General features: G+C 59.6%; 23 protein-coding genes and 4 pseudogenes. 14 read left to right on the forward strand and 13 right to left on the reverse strand.

Annotated features, from left to right (window positions below; all coding sequences use genetic code 11):
* Positions 1-15: 15 nt before the first annotated feature.
* The 4 genes from XH90_RS09805 to XH90_RS39780 all read right to left on the reverse strand — a co-directional run bounded on the left by XH90_RS09805 (position 16) and on the right by XH90_RS39780 (position 3,336).
* A complete protein-coding gene (locus tag XH90_RS09805) occupies positions 16-843 on the reverse strand; it encodes an AraC family transcriptional regulator (protein ID WP_194482642.1) in 828 nt (275 codons plus the stop codon).
* A gap of 128 nt (positions 844-971) precedes the next feature.
* The gene (locus tag XH90_RS09810) at positions 972-2,222 is read right to left on the reverse strand and encodes an ABC transporter substrate-binding protein (RefSeq protein ID WP_194480846.1); all 1,251 of its coding nucleotides are present in this window, start codon (positions 2,220-2,222) and stop codon (positions 972-974) included.
* Positions 2,223-2,746: 524 nt separating this feature from the next.
* Positions 2,747-3,106 (reverse strand): hypothetical protein, encoded by a 360-nt coding sequence (locus tag XH90_RS09815; RefSeq protein ID WP_194480848.1) that lies wholly within the window; start codon positions 3,104-3,106, stop codon positions 2,747-2,749.
* An 8-nt stretch (positions 3,107-3,114) separates the two neighbouring features.
* Positions 3,115-3,336 (reverse strand): hypothetical protein, encoded by a 222-nt coding sequence (locus XH90_RS39780; protein WP_371748334.1) that lies wholly within the window; start codon positions 3,334-3,336, stop codon positions 3,115-3,117.
* 459 nt (positions 3,337-3,795) lie between these two features.
* Between XH90_RS39780 and XH90_RS09820 the strand changes: the two genes are divergently transcribed.
* The 4 genes and pseudogenes from XH90_RS09820 to XH90_RS09835 all read left to right on the forward strand — a co-directional run.
* The gene (locus tag XH90_RS09820; RefSeq protein ID WP_194480850.1) at positions 3,796-4,194 is read left to right on the forward strand and encodes a transposase; all 399 of its coding nucleotides are present in this window, start codon (positions 3,796-3,798) and stop codon (positions 4,192-4,194) included.
* Positions 4,191-4,784 (forward strand): IS66 family insertion sequence element accessory protein TnpB, encoded by a 594-nt coding sequence (gene tnpB, locus XH90_RS09825; RefSeq protein ID WP_194480852.1) that lies wholly within the window; start codon positions 4,191-4,193, stop codon positions 4,782-4,784. The genes XH90_RS09820 and tnpB overlap by 4 nt, the downstream gene beginning before the upstream one ends.
* 269 nt (positions 4,785-5,053) lie before the next feature.
* Positions 5,054-7,009 (forward strand): PAS domain-containing sensor histidine kinase, encoded by a 1,956-nt coding sequence (locus tag XH90_RS09830; RefSeq protein WP_194480854.1) that lies wholly within the window; start codon positions 5,054-5,056, stop codon positions 7,007-7,009.
* A 434-nt stretch (positions 7,010-7,443) separates the two neighbouring features.
* Positions 7,444-7,536: pseudogene (locus XH90_RS09835) on the forward strand (heat-shock protein); the annotation flags it as partial.
* Positions 7,537-7,631: 95 nt separating this feature from the next.
* Here XH90_RS09835 and XH90_RS09840 read toward each other — a convergent pair.
* A pseudogene (locus XH90_RS09840) lies at positions 7,632-8,330 on the reverse strand (IS110 family transposase); the annotation flags it as partial.
* A gap of 255 nt (positions 8,331-8,585) precedes the next feature.
* Here XH90_RS09840 and XH90_RS09845 point away from each other — a divergent pair.
* The 6 genes from XH90_RS09845 to XH90_RS09870 all read left to right on the forward strand — a co-directional run bounded on the left by XH90_RS09845 (position 8,586) and on the right by XH90_RS09870 (position 10,268).
* Positions 8,586-8,786, forward strand: a complete 201-nt coding sequence (locus XH90_RS09845) for a hypothetical protein (RefSeq protein ID WP_194480858.1) — start codon at positions 8,586-8,588, stop codon at positions 8,784-8,786.
* 63 nt (positions 8,787-8,849) lie between these two features.
* The gene (locus XH90_RS09850) at positions 8,850-9,095 is read left to right on the forward strand and encodes a hypothetical protein (RefSeq protein ID WP_194480860.1); all 246 of its coding nucleotides are present in this window, start codon (positions 8,850-8,852) and stop codon (positions 9,093-9,095) included.
* Positions 9,083-9,256: a DUF3606 domain-containing protein gene (locus XH90_RS09855; RefSeq protein WP_194480862.1), complete on the forward strand. Its 174-nt coding sequence runs from the start codon at positions 9,083-9,085 to the stop codon at positions 9,254-9,256. Before XH90_RS09850 ends, XH90_RS09855 begins: the two co-directional genes overlap by 13 nt.
* A 152-nt stretch (positions 9,257-9,408) precedes the next feature.
* Positions 9,409-9,603 (forward strand): hypothetical protein, encoded by a 195-nt coding sequence (locus tag XH90_RS09860; RefSeq protein WP_194480863.1) that lies wholly within the window; start codon positions 9,409-9,411, stop codon positions 9,601-9,603.
* Positions 9,600-9,815: a hypothetical protein gene (locus XH90_RS09865; protein WP_194480865.1), complete on the forward strand. Its 216-nt coding sequence runs from the start codon at positions 9,600-9,602 to the stop codon at positions 9,813-9,815. Before XH90_RS09860 ends, XH90_RS09865 begins: the two co-directional genes overlap by 4 nt.
* Before the next feature lie 216 nt (positions 9,816-10,031).
* The gene (locus XH90_RS09870; protein WP_194480867.1) at positions 10,032-10,268 is read left to right on the forward strand and encodes a hypothetical protein; all 237 of its coding nucleotides are present in this window, start codon (positions 10,032-10,034) and stop codon (positions 10,266-10,268) included.
* Between the two features lie 187 nt (positions 10,269-10,455).
* Here the strand turns inward: XH90_RS09870 and XH90_RS09875 are convergent, their stop codons facing one another.
* The 4 genes from XH90_RS09875 to XH90_RS09890 form a co-directional block, all read right to left on the reverse strand.
* Complete coding sequence (locus XH90_RS09875; RefSeq protein WP_194480868.1) at positions 10,456-11,454, reverse strand: methyltransferase; 999 nt, start codon at positions 11,452-11,454, stop codon at positions 10,456-10,458.
* 233 nt (positions 11,455-11,687) lie between these two features.
* The gene (locus tag XH90_RS09880; protein WP_194480870.1) at positions 11,688-12,503 is read right to left on the reverse strand and encodes an alpha/beta fold hydrolase; all 816 of its coding nucleotides are present in this window, start codon (positions 12,501-12,503) and stop codon (positions 11,688-11,690) included.
* Positions 12,504-12,549: 46 nt separating this feature from the next.
* On the reverse strand, positions 12,550-13,311 hold the full coding sequence (locus XH90_RS09885) for an MBL fold metallo-hydrolase (RefSeq protein ID WP_194480871.1): 762 nt from the start codon (positions 13,309-13,311) through the stop codon (positions 12,550-12,552).
* A gap of 52 nt (positions 13,312-13,363) precedes the next feature.
* Positions 13,364-14,044, reverse strand: coding sequence for an alpha/beta fold hydrolase (locus tag XH90_RS09890; RefSeq protein WP_194480873.1), 681 nt, complete (start codon positions 14,042-14,044; stop codon positions 13,364-13,366).
* Between the two features lie 295 nt (positions 14,045-14,339).
* Here XH90_RS09890 and XH90_RS09895 point away from each other — a divergent pair, with 295 nt between their 5' ends.
* Both XH90_RS09895 and XH90_RS38870 read left to right on the forward strand, forming a co-directional pair.
* On the forward strand, positions 14,340-15,335 hold the full coding sequence (locus XH90_RS09895; RefSeq protein ID WP_194480874.1) for a GlxA family transcriptional regulator: 996 nt from the start codon (positions 14,340-14,342) through the stop codon (positions 15,333-15,335).
* A gap of 245 nt (positions 15,336-15,580) precedes the next feature.
* Positions 15,581-15,793, forward strand: a pseudogene (locus XH90_RS38870) (phage integrase N-terminal SAM-like domain-containing protein); the annotation flags it as partial.
* 160 nt (positions 15,794-15,953) lie between these two features.
* On the opposite strand, the pseudogene XH90_RS38875 reads toward XH90_RS38870, so the two are convergent.
* Together XH90_RS38875 and XH90_RS09910 are read right to left on the reverse strand one after the other, a co-directional pair.
* Positions 15,954-16,322, reverse strand: a pseudogene (locus XH90_RS38875) (hypothetical protein); the annotation flags it as partial.
* A gap of 266 nt (positions 16,323-16,588) precedes the next feature.
* Positions 16,589-16,789, reverse strand: coding sequence for a hypothetical protein (locus tag XH90_RS09910; RefSeq protein ID WP_194480876.1), 201 nt, complete (start codon positions 16,787-16,789; stop codon positions 16,589-16,591).
* Between the two features lie 139 nt (positions 16,790-16,928).
* Here XH90_RS09910 and XH90_RS09915 point away from each other — a divergent pair, with 139 nt between their 5' ends.
* Both XH90_RS09915 and XH90_RS09920 read left to right on the forward strand, forming a co-directional pair.
* Positions 16,929-17,390, forward strand: a complete 462-nt coding sequence (locus XH90_RS09915) for a DUF427 domain-containing protein (protein WP_194480878.1) — start codon at positions 16,929-16,931, stop codon at positions 17,388-17,390.
* A gap of 244 nt (positions 17,391-17,634) precedes the next feature.
* Positions 17,635-17,964, forward strand: coding sequence for a CBS domain-containing protein (locus tag XH90_RS09920; RefSeq protein WP_246755751.1), 330 nt, complete (start codon positions 17,635-17,637; stop codon positions 17,962-17,964).
* 141 nt (positions 17,965-18,105) lie between these two features.
* On the opposite strand, the gene XH90_RS09925 is transcribed toward XH90_RS09920, so the two are convergent.
* Together XH90_RS09925 and XH90_RS09930 are read right to left on the reverse strand one after the other, a co-directional pair.
* The gene (locus XH90_RS09925; RefSeq protein ID WP_194480880.1) at positions 18,106-18,519 is read right to left on the reverse strand and encodes a response regulator transcription factor; all 414 of its coding nucleotides are present in this window, start codon (positions 18,517-18,519) and stop codon (positions 18,106-18,108) included.
* Between the two features lie 24 nt (positions 18,520-18,543).
* Complete coding sequence (locus XH90_RS09930; protein WP_194480882.1) at positions 18,544-24,150, reverse strand: AAA family ATPase; 5,607 nt, start codon at positions 24,148-24,150, stop codon at positions 18,544-18,546.
* Positions 24,151-24,294: the final 144 nt, after the last annotated feature.

Consider the following 24,294-nt stretch of genomic DNA (forward strand, 5'->3'; position numbering starts at 1 on the left):
CTTTTCGCGCGTCCGTCAGCCGCGCAAAACCTTGGCCGCGCGGCGATAATCGGTCGGCGCCATCCCGACATTGGCGGCAAAGAAGCGGGTGAAACCGCTCTGCGAGGAGAAGCCGAGGTCGAAGCCGATGTCGGCGATCGGCGCCTCGCTCGCCACCAGGGCTTCCAGCGCCTGCTCCATCATCAGCGTGTTGAGATAGAGGTGCGGCGTGACACCGGTCTGGGTGCGGAACAGCCGGTAGAAATGCGGCCGCGACAGGCCGGATTCGCGTGCGATGGAGTCAAGCTCGATCTCCGCGCCGGGACTTTCCGACATCATCTTGATGCACTTGCGGACGCGATAATCGGTGATGGAGCCATTTGCGCGCAGATCGGGCGCGGTCTCGGCCTGCTGCCAGCTTTCGTCGTAGCAGATATCGATAAGCCGTCGCAACTCGCCATCGAGGCTGTTCAGCGAGGGTGCGCCGCACACAAGGGCTGCGGCGTGCCTGATCTGCTTATCGAGCGCCGGCGATCGCGCGAACTGAGTACGGCCGAAGCGGAGGCGGTCGGCGCCGGGCGCATCGGGCGCGAACCATTCCGCATTGACATAGAGCACGAAGAAGACGGCGCCGCCGTCGAGGTCGGTGGGAAGGAAATTATGCGGCTCCCACGGATTGACCGCGACGACCGAGCCTTCGGTGAGGTCGTAGCGTCCGTCGTTGACATCGATGCATGCGGAGCGCCCGCCGACATGGAAGATCAAATGACCTTCGCGATGCGCGTGGATATTGAAGGGGCGGTTCAACTGATAGACCGTCGCCCGGCCGAAACGGCCGTGGAAGACGGCGAGCGCCCGGCTCATGCCTTCCCTCCCAGAAGCTTTTGTCTTTTTTTGTAGCGTTCTACAACCGGGGAGAGAATGCAAGAGTTCGCGTGTCGCGCCTCTGCAAATCTCTCCCGGTCAGTCATCACGTCGCTGACGCGACTACGTCAGTACTTCTTACATTCCGGTACTGTACGACTGGGCAGACCGATCTTGGCGAACACGGCGGGGTCGTAGCCCAGCGTCTGGTTGACGTTCGGGATCACCTTCACGACCTTCGAGAACAATGCACCCTTGCCGTCATCGACCACTTCGGTGACGAAATTGGTGCCGATCGCTTGGCGGTTGGAGTCGAGCTTGATCTTGCCGTTGGGCGCGTCGAGCTCAATTTTGGCGAGAGCAGCCTTGTACTTGGACTGGTTGTCGCTGAGATCGCCGTTGACCTGACGCAGCGCCAGGATCAGCGCCATGGTCGAGCCGTAATAGTTGGTGGCGAGCAGCGACGGGCTCGGGAAGCGCTTAGCCGGCGGGAAGGCGTCCTGATAGTCCTTCACGAACTTCTGCCAACCCGGATCCTCCCAGGTGTCGGCCTGGCCGCTGGCGGCCAGCGTGCCGATCAGCGCGTTCTTGGCGTTGCCCTTGGACGACAGGATGGTCTGGTCGATCATGATCGAGCCGCCCATCAAATGCGCCTTGCCGCCAGCCTGCTGGTACTGGTTGAGGAAGTTAACCGCGTCGGCGCCGCCGAGGCCGAGATAGATGGCATCGACATCGTCGGGCAGGGCGGCGATGACCGAGGCAAAGTCCTTGGTGCCGAGCGGCACCCATTGCCGGTTGGTCACTTGCCCGCCGGCGCCGCAAAATTCGAGCACGAGGCCAAATACCTGGGTGTAGATGAAGGAGTAATCCTCGCCGACGGTCGCGATCTTGCGATAACCCTTGGTCTCGTAGGCGTATTTGCCGAGGCCGACCTGCCACTGCGCGCCATCCATGTTGTAGCGGAAGAAGTTCGGGGCCGGATCGACATAGGTCGTTTCCTGCGCGCCGGAGGCCGCGTTGATGAAAGTCAGCTCCGGATGAGTCTTTGCGAAGTTCTTGACCGCGATGCCCTCGTCGCCCGAGAGCGGCGAAAGCAGAATCTGCACCTTGTCCTGCTCAATCAGCTTTCGCACAGCGCGTACTGCGGAATCGGGCGTCGCGTCGGTCGAGGCGATGACGAATTCGAGTTCCTTGTCGCCGACCTTCTTGCCGAGCACGTTGAGTGCCGTCTGGAAGCCGCGGATGCCGTCCTCGCCGAGTACGGTGTAGGTACCTTCGAGCGTCGCAGTGACGCCGACCTTGATCTTCTCTTGTGCGAAGGCGGGGCCCGACAACAATAAGCTGCTCAACGCAATCAGTCCTAGACTGCCTTTCAACATTGCTCTCCTCCATAGGGCATTCTTGTCGCTTTTTTTGCTGCATCCTAGCTTCCGTCACACGAAGCGGCATTTTGGTAAAGAGGGCAGTCGCTTCGACGGTTCTTGTAAAGGAGGCTAGCCGAACTCGGATGCAGCGCTCGCGTCGGAGCCATGCGCGGCTTAACGGATAGTCTCATTTTAAATGCTGCGCCGCAAATCGTTCTGCGGTGCAATAGGTACTGCTACGCTATAGCTGATAGCAGGTTCTACATGCAGCAGCAGTCTGCTTCTGGCCTTGCAGCAACGCGAAGCGGAGCACCAGCATCGGAAGGCGCGCGTTGCTACCAATACACAAACCGATTTCCGCGCTGATACCTCGGGCGCTGTTTGTAGAGGTCGTACTACCAAATCCAGACAAAATCCTTCGTCGTCGATGGGTGTCGGCGCCTGTTACGCCTCCGTGACTTTCATTTTTGGGCCGCTTCTGTACTGGCCTCCGGGCTACCGCCCGAAAAATTGGTTCCCTTTAGCGCGCCGACCAAATGCTACTTGTCCGGTTCTTCTATGAGAAATATCAATATTGGCATGAGCGATATGATCGCGACCCCGGTCACGAATGACTCAGGGCGCTCTTCCATGATCGATGTAGCCGCATCGTGGTTGCCTAGCGGCTTCCTGAATCGTGGATTTAGGTCATGACTGCGTCCAGTGTCGTTGAGCAATCCTTCGATATTGCCTGGGGCGTTCTTGCAAAGTCCGAAGTTGTGCGACCTGCTGTGGCCGCCAACTTGCTCCTTGAAAGCATCCTCACGCAGATAAGGATGGGTGAGTTTCGCCCGCTCATGCTCGGAAACCGGGCCTTCGAAGCATGTCGTACCCGCCGCTAAAAGAGGGGCTGCAATCAAGGCGGATCCTAAGTAGTCGTCGAAGCAAGAGCGATCCGATCGGGCTCTTGACCGCCCTCCATAACAATTGCAATCGAATTACCATCTCGCACCAGATGAGGCTTCTCTGTAGCTAAACTACGCGCTAACGCCTTGGCATGCGCAGGCGCCTCGCGCTCATCCGCGCAATCCTGGCCGAGGACGCCGTGAGCGGGCGTATCGCCCACGAGATGGAGGTAGAAGCGGGGCATTGCGGTCAATCATGGAGGCTGCACATGCCGAGAATGGGTTAGTTGTCAGCGCGTGCCGATGCGTTGATGTCGTGGGCAGAAACCGAGAAAATGCTCCGCGTCCAACATACCCATTGCGTCCGGTTGTCACCCGGCAGTGCATTGGACAAACGCGGCTATGTTCGCAAAGTTGCTAACAAGCGAGAGCTCACGCTGACCCTCGGCCTAGTTCCCGGAAGGCGGAATCACTATCCGCGGCCTTTGCGATGCTGCTCAGAGCCACCAAGAGCAGCGTCTAATCTTACAGCGTGGTCTTTTACGAAGTAGCAGCCCCAGCTCCGGAAGGGGTGATGAGCTGAGGCCGCTGTTGCTTCGGAACGGAAGCGAATCCAACCGTAAGCCTCCGGTGGAGGCCGCCTTCCCGGATCGGGTTCGATCGTGAGATGGTTTGCTCATTAATTCGCAAGCAAATGAGCAAACGTGACGACGGTTACGGTTCTGTCCGGTCCAGAGCGGCGACGGCGGCGGACGAGTGCCGAGAAGCTTCGGATCGTGGAGGAGAGTCTGGCTCCTGGAGCCAGTGCTGTCGAGGTTGCCCGGCGACATGACGTTCACCGCAATCTGATTACGGCTTGGCGGCGGCAGGCGCGGACCGGCGTCCTCGCCCGCGGGCCCGAGGCGATGCAGCGGCAGGATGGCGAAGTCTGTTTTGCGGCAGTCTCGATTGCGTCAGACCGGCAACCTTTGACGGCGCCCGGGAGCTGCGGCGCGATCGAGATTGAGTTCGCGGCTGGAGCTCGGATGCGGATCACGGGCGCGGTTGACGCCGCGACGCTGACCGCAGTTGTGGCGGCGCTGACTGATGGACGGCCGCGGTGATCCCGTTGCCGGCCGGCGTGCGGGTATGGCTCGCGACCGGCCATACCGACATGCGGAAGGGCTTTCCGTCGCTGGCATTGCAGGTTCAGGAGATCTTGCATCGCGACCCGCTGGGCGGCCACCTGTTTTGCTTCCGCGGTCGCCGCGGCAACCTGTTGAAGGTGATCTGGCATGACGATAACCCTCGTTCAGCCCGCGGCCTGATCGGGCCACCGCACCACGCGATCATCCCGCGGCCCTCACCGGACGGTTACATCCAACCGTCGCTAGGCAATCGTAGATCGCGCTCCGTCTGTTTCTTGTTCAATTTTGAACATTGGCGCGGTGATGTTCGTGCAAGTGCTTTACGTCTGGTGAACTCTAGCAGAGCAGTGCTCGCCAACCCCGCAGGAGCCGTCCTCCCATGGAGTGCAAAAGAAATCCATATTAGCCGTCATCCCGACAACCTTGATTTCAGTTCAGCGGTTGAAAGCATGATCCGTTTAAACGTCTCGGTTGCGAGCTTCCTTTCTCTTCCACGCGAGACAAGAAGGCTGATGTCCCGAAGGACAATGCTTGCTTTCTCAATGCTCGCCAGCTGTTCAGTATAACCATCTGCGCGACTCGAAAGTGCCGTTTCCAATTCCTCGGTGAGATCTGTTAGTCGAGAAGCGAACTCTTCCGGTGATAGGTCGCTAGCGGGAACAGGAAATTGCAGGATCTTGTTTGGTTCCATTTGAGCCTCCGTCAGCGAAACGAAGGCGGAGCGGAATTGGATCAGCGGGCGACGCCGGATGACCAAATGGGAACGGGGTAATGAGCCGCGCAGGAACAATGAGCGCGGCCCTACGTTAGCTTGACCCGCCTTCTGAGTTAAATCATGAAAACAGCCGCTCCACCGGGTTCGCCGAACCTCGACTTGCTGATCAATTCCATCGTCGACTATGCCATCTTCATGCTCGATGCCGACGGCGTGGTCAGAAGCTGGAATAAGGGAGCCGAGCGTCTCAAAGGCTACCTCGCTGATGAAATCATAGGGAAGTCATTCTCAACCTTTTACACGCCGGAAGACCGGGAAAGGGACTTACCGCGCAAAGCGCTCACAACAGCGGCTGCGACGGGGCGCTTCGCGTCCGAGGGTTGGCGCGTGAGAAAAGATGGCAGCCGCTTCTGGGCCCTCGTGGTCCTTGACGCGATATGGGGCGAAGACGGTGGGTTGATCGGGTTTGCGAAGGTCACGCGCGACATCACCGAACGGCAGCAGGCCCATAACGACCTCATTGAAAGCGAACGACGATATCGCCGGCTCGTTGAGGCTGTTGTCGATTACGCTATTTTCCAGTTGGACTCCTCAGGACATGTCGCGACCTGGAATCCCGGCGCCGAGCGCATCAAGGGTTATCGGCCGGAGGAGATCATCGGTCGACATTTCAGCGCTTTCTACACGCCCGAGGATCTTGAAAAGGAAGTACCGAAAAGGGCATTGGCGGAGGCCGCCGAAAAAGGCCGGTTCGAGGCCGGGGGCTGGCGCTTGCGCAAGGATGGCACGCGCTTCTGGGCCTCGGTCGTCATCGACAGGATTACCGATGAGAGCGGCACGATCGTCGGCTTTGCGAAAGTCACGCGCGATCTCACCGAGCGTAAGCAGGCCCAGGACGAGCTTCAGCGGGTTCAGGAGCAACTCGTTGCATCCCAGAAGCTCGAGGCGGTCGGGCAACTCAGCGGCGGCATCGCTCATGACTTCAATAATCTTCTAATGATCGTCCTTGGAAACCTTGAGAATGCGGAACGCAACAGCCGCAACGTCGGAGGACCGAACCTGCATCGCGCGCTGGCAAACGCGAAGCGCGGCGCCCAACGGGCCGCGGCGCTGACATCTAGGTTGCTCGCCTTCTCGCGCCGCCAAGCGCTCGACCCAAAGCCTATCAATCTCAACGGCTTTCTGGGTGGCCTCCAGGAGTTCCTTCAACGCACCCTGGGTGAACGCATTGAAGTGCAGACGGTCGGCGGCGCAGGCCTTTGGCAGATTGAAGCCGACGTCAATCATCTGGAATCAACGATCGTCAATCTTGCGATTAATGCCCGCGATGCGATGCCGGATGGCGGGAAGCTCACAATCGAGGCCACCAACGTCTCCGCTGACGAAGACTATTCGCGCACCAACCCGGAGCTCGCAGCCGGCCAATATGTCGTCATCGGCGTGAGCGACACCGGCTCGGGCATGGCTCCGGAGGTCCTAAATCATGTATTCGAGCCGTTTTTTACGACCAAGGAGCCTGGGCACGGGACCGGCCTTGGACTGAGCCAAGTCTATGGCTTCGTCAAACAGTCCGGCGGGCATGTGAAAATCTACAGCGAAGTCGGAGAAGGTACGAGCATCAAGATGTATTTTCCGCGTTATGCGGGCAGTGCGCAGCCCAGTTCTGACGACGCGGACGAGTTCGTGTCGGAAGGCGCCTCTGTCGAGACCATTCTGGTCGTCGAAGATGATGCCGATCTTAGGACCTACGTCTCGGACGTCCTGCGAGATCTCAATTATCGGGTATTGTCTGCCGGCAGCGCGCAGGCCGCTTTGACCATTTTGTTGCAGGAAGGTCAGCAGATAGATCTCCTTCTCACCGACGTTGTCATGCCCGGCATCAATGGTCGCGAGCTGGGAAGGCGCGCGGTGCAGATCAGACCCAAGCTAAAGATCCTCTACATGACCGGTTACTCGCGAAACGCGGTGGTTCACCAGGGGCGCCTCGATGAGGGCGTCGATCTCCTGGAGAAGCCAGTTACCCAGGCAAGGTTGGCATTAAAGGTTCGCGAGCTTCTGGACCGGAACCAAGATTAGCTGGCTCGGCCTCTCGGGAAGCAGCGTCATGCGGGTGCGCTACGAAGGAGTAAGGCCGCCGATTGGTTTGTGCGGCAAAGAAGCCCGACCAATCGACCGGACGGACGCGGGTGAGGCATGTAGGCGAGGATGCCACGTCTCCACTTTTCCGGTCTGACTTGGCTCAATATTGCTGCGACGAAAAGCGGGCGTCGCACGCTCACTGCGCGCGGCTCTTAGGAAGGCCCAAGAATAGACCTGCAATCCCCAGTTAACCCATCCGAATCCGGGGTGAAATAAGTCGCGCCGGCCCCTTGAAACTTTCTCCGGGCTTCCAAATTTTTTCGGCGTCGTCATACGACGATCGGGATGCCGTCAGGGTCCCGCCACTTGAGACGGGCACCGGTCGTGTCCGGTGCCGCTCGTAACCATTTTGCTCGCAGGAGGATCTGGCTATGCGCACTGTTGATTTTTCGCCCCTGTTCCGGTCGGCCATCGGCTTCGACCGTCTTTTCGACCTCGCCGAAGCTGCCCAGCGCACGGGCGAGTGTGAATAAGCGTCCAACACTGCCCCCTCCACCGCCAAATGATTCAATAGCTTAGCGTGCCGATCGGCGTCGGGACCCCACGCTGATTAACAGGCAATGCTGGCGACCAGCGCTGTTGCCAGCGCCGGACCGACGCCGGGACTAGCATCAAGCCTCTGGCTCGTCGCGTTTGATCGATGCCAGGCGATGATGCGTCGGTCGAACTCAAGGATGCGAGCCTTGACAGCGCACAATTGTTCGCCGAGAGCGGCGAGGCACATCCGGGCGACCTCCGGGATCTGGTCTTCGGCTTTATCGGCGACGACTTCCAGTAGTTGCTCGACACCTCTGCGTCCGACGGGAGCGACGATACCGAACTCGGCAAGATAGGCGCGGATTGAATTGATGACCGCAGTCTGCTGCCGCATAAAAAGATGGCGCGCTCGATGAAGCATTAGGCAACTCTGTTGCTCGATTGTCTTGGTCGGCACAAACCGCATATTGGGTCTCGTGACCGCCTTGCAAATCGCCTCTGCATCGGTCGTATCGTTCTTCTGCCGCTTGACGTAGGGCTTTACGTAACCCGGAGGCATCAACCGCACTGTATGCCCCAACGCCTGCAGTTCGCGGGACCAGTAATGGGGTGACGCGCACGCTTCGATTCCCACCAAGCACGGCGGCAGCTTCTCAAAGAAGGAATGCACAAAACGGCGTTTTAACTGCCGGCGGATCACCACCTGCCCGGCTCCATCGACGCCATGCACCTGGAAGACCGACTTTGCTATATCCAGACCAATCGTCGAAATTGACTGCATAGGCTGCTCCTCCAATCCGTGGGAGCTTTAAACGGCGCCCACTCCTTGGCACTCTCGTGCCCATGGAGGAGCCGTCCACAGCATCAAAAGCTGGCTTTGCGAATTTGCAGCCGGTTCCAACCACGTTTCAAATAAAGCGCTCGCTATCTCGCTCATAAGGGCGCACTGTCTCGCCACCACCGAGCGGCCCTTAGCAACTATCGGTGGGGTGGACGCCAATTGCGCTCTCGCTCAACCCAGCAGCGGAGCATCATCATGCCAGCTCAACCATCCTCCGAACGCGAAAAGACGTTCGAATACCGGCTGACACAAGAGGCGATCAGTTTGCGCCAACAGGCCAAGGGAAGGCCGCCTGGCATCCGCCGCACGGAACTTCTGCAAAAGGCACGGCAGATCGACGTTGCAGGCGAAGCCAACAAGTGGCTGACCTCGCCTGGATTGTTGCCACCATCCTGAGCGCCGGCGTCGACCCGCTCCGAGAGAGCGAGGAACGGGCACGATGCGGCGGCGTTGACGATTATGACACGCCTCACCGCACTTGAAGGGTCATTCGAGATCGCCTGGAGTTTTCTGGAGAAATCCGGCGAGCTTAGAGGCGCGGCGGAATCCGCCAGTATGATCATGGATTCGATTGAACAGCAGCTGCGTGCAGGCGAGCACAGAAAGCTCATGCTCGCCAACAGGGCGATTTCTTCCTATCGGACGCAGGTTGCGCAAGCCCCCGTCGTCGCCGTTCCGCACCGGGACATCATATGGCTATCTTGACTAATCGCGCGCAACCGGACCGCAGCAAGATCAACATGGACAGGGAGCAGGAGGTCAAGTCCTGGTCCCGGGAGCTCGGCATCACACGTGCGCAGCTGCAACAGATCGTCAACAGGGTAGGTAACTCCGCCGCCGTCGTTCGGAAGGAATTGACGAGGTGAAGCCCGACCGGGCGCCCTCGTCGGGCTGCTCCTTCTCGTCGATGTTGCACTCGCGATTTGCCTGTCGGAATTGCTGGTGAGCCTTCTCAAATTGGCTTGGTGACGAGATCTCGAAAGCCACCGCGCCTGCTTGGCGCAACCCAGGAGATCACATGATCAGGAACGAGGCCAATGACCGTCGTCGGCGGGAAGCTGATGAGGCCTTCAAGACCATCGGCAATGTCAAGCCGATGACCGACTACGCGAAGGCGGAGCAATCATTTCACGACAATCGCAAGCGCCTGAAAGCCGAACGCCTGGCCCGGGAAGCCGCTGCGCGAAAGCCACTCCGAAATAACTCAGCGTGAGACAGGCTGAGCTGGAGCATCGTAAGAATGACGATTCCGTCTTCGGGCTCGCCCGAAGCAAGCCGCACTCGCGCGATCTGCTCGAATTGGGTCCGGTATTTATGGAGATAGCTGAAAGCCTGCTTATCGGTTTGGAACGTCGTTGTAAGTCTGCAAAGCTGGCGCGCTGCGCCGAGCGCGAGCGTGAAAGGGATCGTTCCATTACCGTCTGACCTTGCTCTAGGCACGATCAACACACTCCAGCTTGGGGCTCTCGGTCTTCCGCAGACCTCCAGGCCGGCGGGAGGACTTGGCTTGTTCTATCGGAACCTACGAAGCAGAAGCAATGCTGTCCGTGTGCTTCGCATCGGATTGACGGCGCGCGATTGGTCAGGAACGGCCTATTGGCGCTGATGTTGATGTCGGCGCGAGTTCAGAGAGACACCGCAGTGACCCGCTATTATTTCGACATCAGGGACGACACGGGCCTCTATCCCGATGAGGAGGGGCTGGAGTTCGGTACGCAGCGGGAAGCTGAGATGGAGGCGGCCCACGCGCTGGCGGACCTGGCCCGCGACCTGGCGGTCGCGGACCAGCGTCGAGACGTCTCCGTCGAGGTACGAACCGATGCCAAGCGGGTGTTTCAGGCCGCGCTCATTGTCAGTGGTAGCAATATAAAGCAGTGAAATGGAAGAAGCTGGAGGCTCAGCCGCTCCCCGCGTTTACAGCCGATTATGTGTCTGATTAGGGTCAATCGCGTCGATCTGGCCCGATTTAAGTTAGGTCGGGTCTACCCTGACAGCCGACATATCCTCGGCCGTGGGATACGGCAGCGATGGGCCACTAAGAGACCAACGCCTACTGGCCCGAGCATCATGCCTGTTCGAACAAAAGAAGGCTCTGTGGTGTGGGCGGCAGCGACTTCGCTGTCACCCTTGCGAACCCTGCTGCCCGGCCCATCTCCTCGAACTCTCGGACCGTGTACGTGTCACCGTGCGGCGTGGAACCTAGCATCTGAAACGCGAACATGGCTGAGAAGCGCGGAGAAACTCGGTCCTCATTCAGCAAGAACTCGACGGCCACAGCGCGTCCTCCGGAAACGAGACTCTTGCGAGCCTTTCGAAGGAGGGTCACACAGCCATCTTTGTCAAGTTGGTGCAAGAAGTTGGCGAGCAGCACCAAATCGAACCCGCTGCCCCAATCAGTGTCGAACGCGCTACCCCCTAAAATGCGGTAGCGCCCCGACACACCGGCCGCATCGGCGTTTTGTTGCGCAACCGAAAGGACCGCGTCCCAGTCGACCGCCGTGATCTGCGCGTCCACGACGGCCTGAGCAATCGCGATGCCGAACATTCCGTGCCCGGCGGCGACGTCAAGCACCTTGCGAGGAGACGAGACTGCAAGCTCGGACGCGATTCTTTTTGCAAGAGGAACCCTGGACGGGCCCATCGCCCGCGCAAACTTCACCCAAATCGGATGATCAGGCGCGTTGTTTGCCAAACCAATCGAGCCGCCGTTTCGGACAAAGGCCGGCGGATCGCTCAGGAACAGCGCCATCATCTCAGGCGCGGTCAGATATTCGACGACGCTGCCCATCCACGAAGGCGCGCTCCGGTCCAAGAATGCAGCCGTAGATTCGGTGAGCTGATACTGGTCACCATGCTTCTCAAGGTGACCACGGGCTGTGAGGTAATCGCAAAGTATCCGGACGCCACGAGCCGCTGATCCGGTTGCCCGCGCGAGATTCTCCGCCGTAGCACTGCCCTTCCCGATCTCAGAAAAAAGATCGAGTTCGAGAGCAGCTTTGATGGCGGCAGTCTGCTGATAGGCAAGGACGGCATCCATGAACAGATCAGGCGAGATGTCGGCCATGTCTTATGCCTCTCTTGCTGCGGTGTGATACCTTATATCAGCCGCGCTCGCTCGTTGCATCCCTCGACGAGGTCTCCTCTGGGTCAACAGCTCCGTTTTGAGCAGCGGTGGGAGCTTCCGCTTTACCCCCGACCCCGGACATCTCGCCGCAACGCCCTGGCGGAAGCGAAGGGCCAAGAGCTACTTTGCTGTATATCCGCTACCGGGCGCAAAGCGGTCATTTGCAGCGTGCGTCACGTTGCCTGAGCTGCTGTAGCGTCGCTGGATCGAAGGCGTAGAGAGCCGGCGAAATCCAGGAGGATTTGCGCGAGCACGTCCGGAGATTCCAGCATCGATAGATGACCGGTCCCCGGCAGGCGATGAAGCGCGGCGTGGGGGATGCGCGGCAGCACTTCGGCCTGGAGGGTCGCGATGCCGTCCACCCGGTCGAGTTCTCCCCCGATCACGATGGTGGGCACGTCGATAGCGCCGACGAGTGTGGTGATATCCTCCTGGCTCATGATCAGCGGCCAGGCTGTCTTGGCGGCCGATGCGCCCCTGAGGGTGTCCTGCACCACGGTCTCGAGGTCATCCGCGCTCAGCGGTTTGCCGGCCAACACCTCCGTGATTGTGGCGATGATGCTGTCGCGGCTCGCATAGGCGGCGACCATGCCTCGCCGGGCTTCGAGCGGCAGTTGCATGGGCGACGGTGGCGACGGGGCAACGAGGACCAGTCCGGCCAGTCCGATCGGGCGACGTGAGCCGAGGAGCTGCGCGACCTTGCCGCCCATTGAGTGCCCGACCAGGATATAATGCGGCAGGCCGAGGGCATCGATAACACCCTGTGCGTCCGCGGCGAGATCGGCCAGCGTATAGCCGCTCGCCGGCGCGTCGGACTGCCCCCAGCCGCGGTGGTCGGTCGCGATCGTGCGGTATGAGTGCGTTAGCTCGGAGGTGACGTGGCGCCAGGTGCGCGACGAGCCTCCCCAGTAATGCAGGAAGACGATCGGCAGGTCGCCGACGCCATTGTCCTCTACATGAATGTGAATGCCGTTCGAAGCGATTTTCATCGTTCGATTTCCTTTCTGATGGCTAAGAGTGCAGACATCGCCGCGGTCAGTGCGAGGCGTGATGGCAGCAGCCGATGGCGCAGGCGTTCGGTTTGATGGCGGCAAGCTTGTGCGCATGCCGCGCGACTTCGGCGGCTTCCAAGGGACCGCCGTGGCCCATGTAGAAGCGCTTGGCGCCGCCATCGAGCATGCGGGTCAGCTGGCGGGCAACTGCTTGCGGATCATCCTCGAAGGGCGGCCTGATGGCACGCCCGGTTAAGGCGATGCCGCCGATCAGGATGCCGGAGGCGACGAGGTCGCCAACCAGCATGTCCTGCGACGCCAACTCGATCGCAATCGAGCCTGGCGTGTGACCGGCGGTGTGACGAACGATGCCGTCGACGCCGAACTCCCCAAGCTTTAGCTCATCGGCGTTTTTCATCATGATGTCCGCTTCAAACCCTTCATACGGCTCATGTGGAACCGGTGTCTTGAAGAATAGCTTGCCGACCCATCCAGTCGGGCAGTATGTCATCGGCAGCCGCCGGCTGTAGAAGTCCGCATCATCCTGATGCGCTAGGATCGGGGCGCCTGACAGTTGCCGCAGGCGCGCGGCGCTTCCGGCATGATCCGTGTGGGCGTGGGTCACAATGATCAGCTTGATGTCCTTGAACGAAAGCCCGCACTTATTCAGCGCTCTTTCGATCTTGCGCTCGGAGCCGGGGATGCCGGCGTCGATCAGCACGCAGCCGCTTTCGCTTTGGATCAGATGCGCGTTGACCATGCCGAGCGGCAGGATCGGAATGTGAATGATCTGGGTGAACGACATGATGGTCTCTCCTGTGGGGGTATGCGGCTGGCCGCCGTTCATCGATCGCCAGTCAGACGGCGGCCTTCAGGATGAAGTTCGCGACAGCTTCTGGCTTGGACAGCATCGAGACATGGCTGGCGTCGACATGCTCGATGGTGGCGTCCATTCGGGTGGCCATCTTTTCTTGCTCGGCGCGCGGGATGGCGTGGTCCTGGTCGCCAATTAGATAAAAAGTTGGCCGGGCGTGCCATGCGGCCTTGGTGAGCACGCCGCCTAAAGCCGCGCCGTTGATCGGCCCTTGCGTGGCATAGACAACCGCCTTTTCCGCCTCGTCGAGATCCTGGGCGAACAGCTCGAAGACGCCCTTATGCGAGAGCGACAGGAACCCTTCGGCGTCAGGACGCAGCTCGGCGCCGAGTGGCGCGGGCTGGAATTGGGCAAACAGCGACCCGGCCGACTCGCCGGCGTCGGGCGCGAAGGCGTCGACATAGACCAGCCGTTTCACTTTGTCGTCGTTGCCCGCTTCGCCAATCACCGCACCGGCATAGCTATGCCCGACCAACACCACATCGCCCAGGGCCAGCGCGATGGCGCGGCGAACGGCAGCCACGTCGGCCTCGAAGCCGGTGAGCGGCAATTGCACGGCGGTGACTGTCATATTCTTGGTCGCCAGCAGCGGAATAATCTTGTTCCAGGACGATCCGTCGGCCCAGGCCCCATGCACCAAGATCACATTGAAAATCGCGTTCATCTTCGTTCTCCGTGGTTTTTTGCTCGATCGCAGGCGCACGCCGGCAGCCCCCGAATCCGGGTGCCCAACGCGGCTTGCGACCGCAGGATGAGTTGATGCCGGCTGGGGTTCGGCGGGCTGCTCTTGATGAGCGTTGAACCTCGCGCCCGGCCCGTCATCGATCGCAGCGAAACCATCTCCGAGCAACAATCGGCACCCTCGAAAAACTGCCAACGATGTGGGATAAACCGCCGGCGGCCGGTCTCTGGGATCGCGGACGTCAGGCAGACCGCGAACAGGCAGAGGTCGATCCATAATGGCTAAACGGGATATCGCCCTCATCATCCATGATGGCGTGCAGGCGCTTGACGTGGCCGGACCGCTCGACGTGTTCTCCACGGCGAACATGTTCGTCGCCGAGGGCGATGGTTACAACTGTCTGCTGATCGGCGAGGGCAAGTCGCCCGTTCGTACATCGAACGGGATGCTGCTCATGGCGCACCTGAGTTTTGAAGAAGCCTGCCGCCCATTTCACACGGTGCTGGTGGCCGGCGGCCCGGCGCTGCCCGACGCCGCCGCGGACGCCTCCACCTCGCAATGGCTGCGCCGGTGGGGCAATCGGGCTGAGCGATATGGCTCGATCTGCACCGGCGCTTTTGCCCTTGGTCATGCGGGGTTGCTCGACGGCCGCAACGCCGCGACGCATTGGCAAAGCGCCGGCAAGCTCGCCGCCATGTTTCCGACCGCCCGCGTCGAGCACGACCGCATCTACGTCCGCGACGACCGACTGGTGACATCAGCAGGTGTAACGGCGGGGATCGACCTCGCACTCGCTCTGGTCGGCGAGGATCATGGCGCAGCGGTGTCCTTGGCGTGCGCAAAGGGCCTGCTGGTGGTAGCGCAGCGCCAAGGTGGACAGTCGCAGTTCAGTCCGCTGCTGGTGCCCATGAGCGATCCGGTCACGCCGCTCGGCAAAGTACAGGCCTATGTGCTGGAGCACCCCAACGAGCCGTTTTCCGTCGAACGTCTGGCGGTCATCGCCGGCACCAGTGAACGTAGCATCGCGCGCCTGTTCGTCAGCGAACTGGGCGTGACACCACACGATTTCATCGAAGGGGTCCGGCTTGATCAGGCCCGCAACCTGCTAGAATCCACCGACCTTTCCCTAAAATCCGTGGCCTTCGATTGCGGCTTTGCGACGCCCGAGCGCATGCGTGGGGCGTTCCAGCGACGCCTGGGCGTTAGCCCGCTGCAGTATCGCGAGAGTTTTCGAGCGACGTTCAGGGAGACCAGTCAGGATATCACAACCTAGTATAATCAGAAGCCTGGAAAGGACTCGGCTTAACACTGGTGCGCTAAGCGGACATTGCTCGGTTACCCAAGTCTGCAACGGGCCATAGGACTAAACTGCTCGCGCCGTAGGGCACGACGGCCGGCAGCACGGCTGAGAGGATAGCGCAACGAGGCGTCCTGTCTTGAGATGAGGGGTTCGCAACCTTCACCCAAGACAGGAGCATCCCCATGACCGACGAGGCCACGAGCCCGTTGCGGCGGCGCATGATCGAAGACATGACGATCCGCAAGTTTGCGCCGAAGACCCAACATGACTACGTGCAGAGGGTCAAGAACTTCGCGGTGTTCCTCGGGCGATCGCCGGATACGACGAGCTTGGAGGACGTGCGGCGCTATCAACTTCATCTGGCATCGAGCGGCGCCGGTGTAGCGACCATCAACCAGACCGTCTCGACGCTGCGGTTCTTCTTCAAGGTCACGCTCAAGCGCCACGAGATCGTCGAGCACACCCACGTCATTCACGAGCCGCGCAAGCTGCCGGTGGTGCTGAGCCCAGAGGAAGTGGCGCGCCTGCTCGTCTTGCTTGTCATGGCTTCATCCTCTCAGGAGTTGGAGCCTCCGGCAAACCCGGGGCGGTTCAAGCATGGCGAGAGATCTCGAGTCGGATGGACTTGCGGCGATCAGGTTGTAGGTCAGCAGGTATTCTCCGCTCGCGAATCGATCGAGCATCGTGTGGCTCAGGGTGTAAAGTCGCACGTCGGCCTGGCCTCGGTTCGGTCGACGTACGTCCCTGTCGGCGCGCTCGCAGCCTCTGAAAATCTTCGCCGGCATGATGCGACGAACGCGTCAACGGCGTCGTTGAAACCAGCAGGAATCCCTTGGCGTAGGCGACCCTTTCGTACGCCCCGAATTCTTCAGGGGATACAAATTTCATCACGGCGTGATGTTTGCGCGTTGGCTGCGGATATTGGCCGATAGTCAGGAAGTCGACCTCGGCGCTGCGCAATGTGATTTGCGGCAGCTGCGAAGATTGGGGCAGGTATGAGCCTGGGCGATGCCGTGCCGAACTGCGCCAGACAGGCCGCTTCTCAATGCGCGATCTGGGTCAGAGCCGCCCGCATAGTTGGCATTTTCCCCACTTAGTCGAGCTCCGGCGCGCATAGACGCCCCGCCGCTCTCGGGCGCCGGATTAAAGACCGGCCAGTGTAGTGATGGCCGGCCGGGAACGCTCGCCCCCCTCAAACCGCAATGTTGCCCAACGCGCGGATCCCGCTACCTTAGCTTGAGATCGCGCAAAGCGGTTATAATAGAGCGATATTCATCAATGGCTGACTTTGCGAGCGCATGGAGCTCGTTGTGAACTAGGCTACTCACTGCCTGCTCTATCGTTTGAAGATCGACCTCTAATCTTTGCAGTGCAGCCGTCAGTTCGCTAAACGAAGGCTGATGGCTGGCTCCCATCTCGTCGGCCATGACCTAACTCCTCAGGAGTGTTTAAACGCCCGAAAGAGCCCCTCGGATCACTCCCGACAGCCGCGAATGACAAAATACTGATCCAAAATCATAGCGGCATCGTTGTCTTGAGAGTGCGAGTCTCGATGGAGCTAACGCCATGGAATCCGTATGGGATTATCCCCGTCCTCCTCGACTAGAGCCGGTCTCGCAACAGCTCGAAGTCATCTTCAATGGGAAGACTATCGCAATCACCACGCGCGGTTATCGAGTTTTGGAGACGAGCCACCCTCCGGTGTATTATTTCCCGCTCGCCGATGTCGAGGTGATAACTCTGGCGAGCGCGGAAGGACGGTCCTGGTGTGAGTTCAAGGGTCTTGCCTTGTACTGGACCGTCGAAGTCGATGGCAAAATTGCCGATAAGGCGGCCTGGTGCTATCCCAACCCGACGGAGCCGTACTCAGCCATCTCCGGCTTCTATGCGTTTTACGCATCGAAGATGGACCAGTGCAAAGTCGGCGGCGAGCTAGTAAGGGCGCAGCCTGGTGATTTCTACGGCGGTTGGATTACGTCTGACATCGTCGGTCCCTTCAAGGGTATACCCGGTAGTAGACACTGGTGAAAACAACCCATGGCAATGTCCCGCGACTTTCGCTCGCAATCTGATCAGACCTAACATTGCAAGGAATTTCGAGTATCTTTCAAGTGAACCATCGTGACGGTGCAGACAGGACTCACCTGGAGAACATCGATGAGCACGGTAAAAAACGCCTTGGCTCAGAAGAGTGGCGCCCTAATCCATGTTCGTTCGGGCGATATGGTCGTCGAAGCCTTACGGCAGATGCGCGACAACCGGGGTCCGATCGGTGCTCGTCATCGACAACGACCTGCTGGTTGGAATCGTGACTCAGGGTGACTGCGCCATCAAAGTGCTGCTACCCGGGCTCGACGCAAAGCAAACGCCGGTACGCCAAGTGATGACGGTCAAGCCCGTGACGGTCAAACCGGACGACCAACTGGCGGACTGTATGGCAATGATGGCTCAGCGTAGTTTCCGTCATCTGCCAGTGCTGGATGCAGGCAATGTCGTCGGGGTGATCTCGATCGGAGATGTCGTCAAGAACATCATCCGGGATTTAGAGCATAACGTGGACGACCTGATGGGTTATATCTTGAAGGATAGCCCCGGGGACTAAGACGAAGCTCGCTATGCCCGAACGCTGTCGAGGTCCGGGTGCCCGCCTATCCGAACCCACTCTCTCCGCCACAGCCCCCTTTAAACACAAATCTCAGTGTTTGCGGAGGCGAACCTTGGATGGCGGATGATATGGGTTGCATCACGTAGGATGCAGAGCGAGGCGAATGCAACTGATTAGATTTTCTCGGCTGACCGGCTTGGCAAGCACGCAAATGGCGCCCGCATTGAAAGCTCGCGTCCGCGTCTGATCATCCGCGAACGCCGAAATGACGATAGTTGGAATGTTGTGGCTCGCAGCGGCCAGGCGGTGCTGTAACTCAAGGCCGGACATGCCACCCAACCGAACGTCTGTAATCAAACAGGTCGTCGCTTCTAGCCGGCCGCGAGAGAGGAACTCTTCTGCTGATGGATAGCCGTCGACCTCGAAACCCAAAGCGTCGAGGAGATCCTCCAATGCTTCCAGAACCGTTGGGTCGTCATCCACACACGAAATCAAAGCTGACTCGGTCACGAGGCTTTCCTTCAAACTCCGGCATGCCGTCGGGCGCGCCATCTTCTACTTCCATACGCGACGCGGTTAGACCGCAGAAGGATCGACAGACGCGAGACTTGCCGCCACCGGGATTTCAAAAGTAAACTTCGTGCCGCTGGGTTGCCTCGGCTCGGCCCACAGACGTCCTCCATGTTTCTCGACAATCGACCGACTGATTGCCAGGCCCATCCCCATACCTTCAGGCTTGGTAGTGAAGAAAGCGTCGTAGATTTTGCTCGAGCTACCTGGATCAATGCCTCGACCCGAATCCTCAACACCGATCGCCAAGCATCCTGCGATTTCTCGCGTTTCGATTCGCAACAGTCTTTTTTGATCAATGACATCAGCCATGGCGTCAATCGCATTGGCGACGAGATTGAGCACGACTTGCTGGAACTGGCCGCGGTCGCCCAACACGCTGACCATCCCTTGAAGATCGACATCCAAAAGTATGCCTTCTTTGCGGATTCTGGCTTGCGTTAAGTCAATGACCTCGCGAATAGCTACGTTCGGCTCGAACTCCAGGCTTTCCGAAGGAGCTTTCTTGAGCAACGCACGAATGCTCTTGATCACCTCGCTTGCACGATGGCCATCTCTTATTACTCGCTGTGCGGCTGCTCGCGCCTTTTCGACCTCCGGAGGGCTCTTCTCGAGACGAAGCATGCAGGTTTCTCCGCTCGCGACGATCGCCATCAAGGGTTGATTAAGCTCGTGCGCGACGGAAGCTGCGAACTCGCCCATAGTCATGCGCCGTGCGATGTTCTCCAGATCGGCTTGGGCCTTGCGCAAGGCTTCATCCGTCCGTCGTTGCTCCGTCAGATCCTTGCAAATCGATGCTGTGCCTCTTCTTTCTCCGGTTGTACTGTCGATGATATAGAAGAGATTTTGCAATACGGGGATCGGCTCATTCGTCTTGAAATGTCTCAGATTTCGCTCTCCGGTCCACCGGCCGTCTCGCTCCAGGGCGGGGAGAATCTCCCTCAAATATCTGTCGTCTTCTTCCGCCGGCCTCAGGTCGCTGATCTGAACTCGGGAGACATCCGCGTCCAGCTCGATACCCACCATGCGCCTTCCACCTGCGTTGATGTAGCCGTCACGCCCCTTTGTCGGCAGATAGCCTATGAAGTCGCTGCTGTTCTCGACCACCGAGACCAGCATCTGCATCTCATCGTGAGATGCCTGGAGACGGTCTTGGGTCGTCTTGAGATCGGCATACAAGCGGGCGTTCTCGAGTGCGTTGGCTGCCTGCGAGGCCAATGCGCGAAGTACCGCGGTGCGCTCCGGCGTGAACGCGTGCGTTGTCAGGCGGTTTTCCAGATAGAGCGCCCCGATCAGGCTCGATTGTTTCGTCAGGGGTAGGCACATCAACGAGCGGATGCGCTGGCTGCGGATGTAGGCATCGGTGGCGAATTGACCCTCCATGGCATCGTCCAATAGAACAGTTTGTTGGGTCCTCAGGACATATCGCAGGATCGACTGGCAAAGTTCGTTCGGAGAGGAAGTCTCGTGCTGAAGCTCTACCCTTACGACCCCGCCCATAACTCGCGCCTCGGCCTCGATGCGGGCATCCTGGCTGCCCGACAGTATCAGCAGCCCGCGGTCGGCTCCGGCATGTTCAAGAGCAATTGCCATAATCCGCTCGATCAGGCGATCGAGGACGATCTCGCCGGATACCGCGAGCGACGTCTTCATGATCGCCGTGAAATCCAGATGCTCCGGCGTGTGCTCGGCTCGCGCCTCCTCAGCACATCCTCGCTTTGTCGCGTCCGGATCGAGCTCTTCGAGCTGCCTGACCTTCGGCATTGCGCCCCACTGTTTGTAGCCGGCGAGGGCCCTCCTCAAATATCCCAGCGCCGCGGTGTCGGCTCCCAAGGCCCGATAGAATTTACCGGCTAGTTCGGCGGCGATCGCCTCGTGCTGAACGAAGCCGTTCTCATGAGCCGACTGGATGGCGACCTCGTACAACTTTATCGCTTCACTCGCTTTTCCACGAAGGCGCGCAATTTCGGCCGCCAACAACGCCTCGCGGTGTGCTTGGTTTTCCTGGCACCCTTTCGACCACCTTGCGATCCGCGTCCGATGAGTCTCGATCGCCTCGATGTAATCTTGGCGCTCTGACAGCGGAATTCCCTCGTAGGCTGCAGTCAGGGTCAGGGCGCTGTAGAAATGGTACTCGCCGATCTCCAGAAAGTGCTCGGTCGACCAGACAAGGCCTTGAGCGTTCCGCGCCGCTGCAAGAGCTTCCGACATTTCTCCCGCCATGAAGTGCTGCTGCAGCTTGCAGATGTGATATCTGGCCGCTCCTACGGCGGAATGGGCGCCGGCCTGCATGAGGCGCCGCTCGAACGCGAGTTCGCTGCCGTCGGCCTCCGGAAACAGACCAACGTCTGTACGTTCACCTCGAAGCGAACGAACGAGGAGCAACTGGGCGACCAGAGAGTCGATCGCAAGTCCGAACTTTGCACCCCGCATCGACGACAGAGCCGTTTCGAGCTCCCATTCGACCTCCGCAAGGGGGACACCTGAAACCAACAGATTGGCCACTAGGCTTCTGACGCTGTAGGCAGCGTACGTCAGGTCGCCCGATGCCGAAGCCTCTTCGATGGCGCGCCTGAGCACCTCTCGGCTCGACGAATAAGGCCGTGCCCAAGGAAGCACGAGAGCTCCGAAGAAGGTGTGCACTTTGGCCTTGAAGCGGTCCAAACCGCGCTTATCCACGAGATCGCAGCCGAGCTGGCCGAATCTGAATGCCGCTTCATAGTCGTCCTGACGCAATCCCAGCACGATGCTGAGAAGAGCATAGGCGCAAGCCGAAGCGCCGCAATTGCCGTGCGCCAGACTGAGATTGGTCATGCGAATGACCGACAGATAGAAAAGGTTGTTGTCCGTGAAAGAGGCTGGCGCGAGAAAGTCCGCGAGCACGTCGATGGTCGCAAGCAGTTCGGCGTCCTGCAGCAATGGGAGATCAATCATCTCCTCGATCCTCCGCTCGCCGAGCAGACGCCACATGCTCGAAAGGTCCCGGTCCACTTCCTCGTCTGAGGGATGCGGAGACCATCCTATCCCGGCGTGTCGCAGGTATTCGAGACCGACGGCTATGGCGCGGTCGATCCTGTCGATTGTGGTATACAAGATCATGCGCAACCGAGCGACCGCCGATCGATCGGTCGCGGATCGCGCCACGCCCGCTAGGCGGTCCAGTCGCGTCGCCGCCGCCTCGTGATCGCCGGTCAGGATTTCGCATTCCGCGCGGTTCAATTCGAGCTCGAAGTTCAAGCTGTGATTTGCCGGCCCTATTTCGACAGACTGAAGCGCCATGGCGCCCGCAGTGAAATATTGCAAGGCCGCCGCATACGCCGTGGATGCCTTGGCACGAATGCCGGCGGTCAGATTGAAGCGGGCGACCTGCTCGCGCTCCGAGGACGATTCGATGAGATGTGCGGAACGATTGTACTGCTCCACGAGATCGAAGATCTTCTCGTCCACCTCTTGCTGGGAAAGCGCTCGAGCGAGCACTCTCGCCGTCCGGAGATGCTGATGGGCGCGCTCCGCTTCCGGAATTGACGAATAGGCCGCTTCTTGAATCCGATCGTGGACGAAAGAATATTTTTCGGCCACCACCGACACGAACTCGAGTCGCACTGCTTCCCAAAGCGCTGCCTCCAGCACTCCACGCGTATCTTGGTACAACGCAGAAAGGGTATCTGCACGCGCACCGTTGCCGATGCAGGCCAAATGCCTCAAGGCTTTCTGCACGTGACCGGGCAACCTGTTTAATCTTCCGACCATGAGGTCGACGGCGTTGTCGGTAAACCTTTTGCGTGCGATTTGCCCTATGTCCCATGTCCACCCCGCTTTTTCGGCCGAGAATTCAAGGAATCCATCGTGCTCCAGCGAGGTGAGGAACTGGATCACAAAGAAGGGATTGCCGCCGGTCTTCGCGTGCACCAGCTGAGCCAACGGCCGTGCGCGCTGCGGACCACACCGCAGTGCGCCGGCAATCAACGCAGTGAGGTCTCCGAGCGCGAGATTTGCCAACCAGAGACGGCGAATCGGGACCTTCGATTCCTCGATATCTGCGAGAGTTGCCGTCAGGTGATGGTCGGAGCCTACTTCATTGTCCCGATAGGCTCCCACGAGAAGCAGGTGCCCCAATTCGTTTCGCGAGCAGAGAATCCTGAGCAGGTCGAGGGTGTCCGGATCGCTCCAATGGAGGTCATCGAAAAAGATGACGAGAGGATGATCGGACCGCGCGAAAGCGCCGATGAACCGGCCGACCAATGTCTGAAACCGGAGCCGTGCATCGTCGGGCGACAAATCCGAGGCCTGCGGCTGTTTACCGATGATCAGCTCGAGCTGTGGAACCAGACGGATGATGGATTGAGCATTTTGGCCGAGAGCCTCCATGAGGCGGCTCCGCCAGCGCGCTAATTCGTCGTCGTTCTCACCCAGCACGGCTTGGACCAAATCCCGCAGCGCTTGCGTCAGAGCGCCGTATGGAATATCGCGCTTGTACTGGTCAAACTTGACCCGCGCGAACAATCCTCGGCGGGTAGCGATGGCTCTGTGAAGCTCGTTCACGGCCGACGACTTGCCGACGCCTGGGCCGCCTGACACCAGGACCATTTCGGTCGAGCCGCCCTCGGCGACTCTTTCGAAGGCATTGATTAGTGCATCTACATCGGATTGTCGGCCGTAAAGCCGTTCAGGAATGAACAGACGATCCAAACCGTCGTTCTCGCCCGGAGAAAAGGCGTCGACCCTCTGGTGGGACTGCCAATCCGCTTGGCAACGTCGAAGGTCGGCCAGAACACCGGAAGCGGTCTGGTAGCGGTCCTCGGCATTCTTGGCGAGTAGCTTCATGATGAGGTCGCCGACGGGGGCGGGTACGCCATCGATTTGCACCTCAGGTCGGAGCGGCTGTCGGGCGATGTGACAGTGGATCCATTCAACGGCATCAGCTGCCTCGAACGGTAGGCGTCCGGTGAGCATCTCGTAGAGGGTGACGCCCATAGAGTAGAGGTCGCTGCGGATATCTACCGACCGGTTCATTCGACCGGTCTGTTCAGGCGCTATGTAAGCCAACGTGCCCGCAATGCTATCGACCGAAGAGGCTACACGTCGCTCCCGCGTCAAGCGCGATGCGATGCCAAAACCCATGACGCGAACGATATCTTTTTCGTCCACCAACAAGTTGGTAGGATTGATGTCTTTATGGATAATGCCAGCCAGGTGTATCTGCCGAAGCGCTTCCGCCAAGTTCACAGAAAGCCGGAGAAAAGCAGAGAGTTCGAGAGCTTCGCCAAGACGTTCGTCGAGCGGCATGCCACCGGGGTCGTCGAGTATGAGCGCCGGACCTTTTTCGCCCCGAACCAACTCGATCGGACACACCGCCCAAGCCGAATCGAGGTCACTAGCAATCGCAAATTGGTTTTCGAGCCGCTTTAATATTTCGGTGCTCGGCGTCGCGCTACGCGGCCTCAGAACGAGGACTGGGCGCTCATCCGAAGACCGTCGTCCCCTCAGCAGCGTGAAATCGTCGTCTTTGTCAATGATATGAAGTACATAGCCGGGAAGATCACTCAGTAGCGCCCCCTCTAATTCCGCGTGGTTGACCGTCTCGGCACAACCCTTCTGGCAGCGGAACTGCATGGCGAGCCTTCCTGCGACGGCCAATGACAACCTCGCGGAAGGAGTATCAAGAGACGGAAGCCGGCTCTATGGCACCATGGTATCGGTGGCAAAGCCGGCATTGATGTTTGTTGCTCCGGCGCCTTCGACGGCACATAATACCAC

Source organism: Bradyrhizobium sp. CCBAU 53338, assembly GCF_015291665.1.
Classification (GTDB): Bacteria; Pseudomonadota; Alphaproteobacteria; order Rhizobiales; family Xanthobacteraceae; genus Bradyrhizobium.

Coding starts and splice junctions, on each gene's coding strand:
- XH90_RS09805 (WP_194482642.1), bottom strand. CDS start 843: ATGAGCCGGGCGCTCGCCGTCTTCCACGGCCGTTTCGGCCGGGCGACG.
- XH90_RS09810 (WP_194480846.1), bottom strand. CDS start 2,222: ATGTTGAAAGGCAGTCTAGGACTGATTGCGTTGAGCAGCTTATTGTTG.
- XH90_RS39780 (WP_371748334.1), bottom strand. CDS start 3,336: ATGCCCCGCTTCTACCTCCATCTCGTGGGCGATACGCCCGCTCACGGC.
- XH90_RS09830 (WP_194480854.1), top strand. CDS start 5,054: ATGAAAACAGCCGCTCCACCGGGTTCGCCGAACCTCGACTTGCTGATC.
- XH90_RS09845 (WP_194480858.1), top strand. CDS start 8,586: ATGCCAGCTCAACCATCCTCCGAACGCGAAAAGACGTTCGAATACCGG.
- XH90_RS09850 (WP_194480860.1), top strand. CDS start 8,850: ATGACACGCCTCACCGCACTTGAAGGGTCATTCGAGATCGCCTGGAGT.
- XH90_RS09855 (WP_194480862.1), top strand. CDS start 9,083: ATGGCTATCTTGACTAATCGCGCGCAACCGGACCGCAGCAAGATCAAC.
- XH90_RS09860 (WP_194480863.1), top strand. CDS start 9,409: ATGATCAGGAACGAGGCCAATGACCGTCGTCGGCGGGAAGCTGATGAG.
- XH90_RS09875 (WP_194480868.1), bottom strand. CDS start 11,454: ATGGCCGACATCTCGCCTGATCTGTTCATGGATGCCGTCCTTGCCTAT.
- XH90_RS09880 (WP_194480870.1), bottom strand. CDS start 12,503: ATGAAAATCGCTTCGAACGGCATTCACATTCATGTAGAGGACAATGGC.
- XH90_RS09885 (WP_194480871.1), bottom strand. CDS start 13,311: ATGTCGTTCACCCAGATCATTCACATTCCGATCCTGCCGCTCGGCATG.
- XH90_RS09890 (WP_194480873.1), bottom strand. CDS start 14,044: ATGAACGCGATTTTCAATGTGATCTTGGTGCATGGGGCCTGGGCCGAC.
- XH90_RS09895 (WP_194480874.1), top strand. CDS start 14,340: ATGGCTAAACGGGATATCGCCCTCATCATCCATGATGGCGTGCAGGCG.
- XH90_RS09910 (WP_194480876.1), bottom strand. CDS start 16,789: ATGGCCGACGAGATGGGAGCCAGCCATCAGCCTTCGTTTAGCGAACTG.
- XH90_RS09915 (WP_194480878.1), top strand. CDS start 16,929: ATGGAATCCGTATGGGATTATCCCCGTCCTCCTCGACTAGAGCCGGTC.
- XH90_RS09925 (WP_194480880.1), bottom strand. CDS start 18,519: ATGGCGCGCCCGACGGCATGCCGGAGTTTGAAGGAAAGCCTCGTGACC.
- XH90_RS09930 (WP_194480882.1), bottom strand. CDS start 24,150: ATGCAGTTCCGCTGCCAGAAGGGTTGTGCCGAGACGGTCAACCACGCG.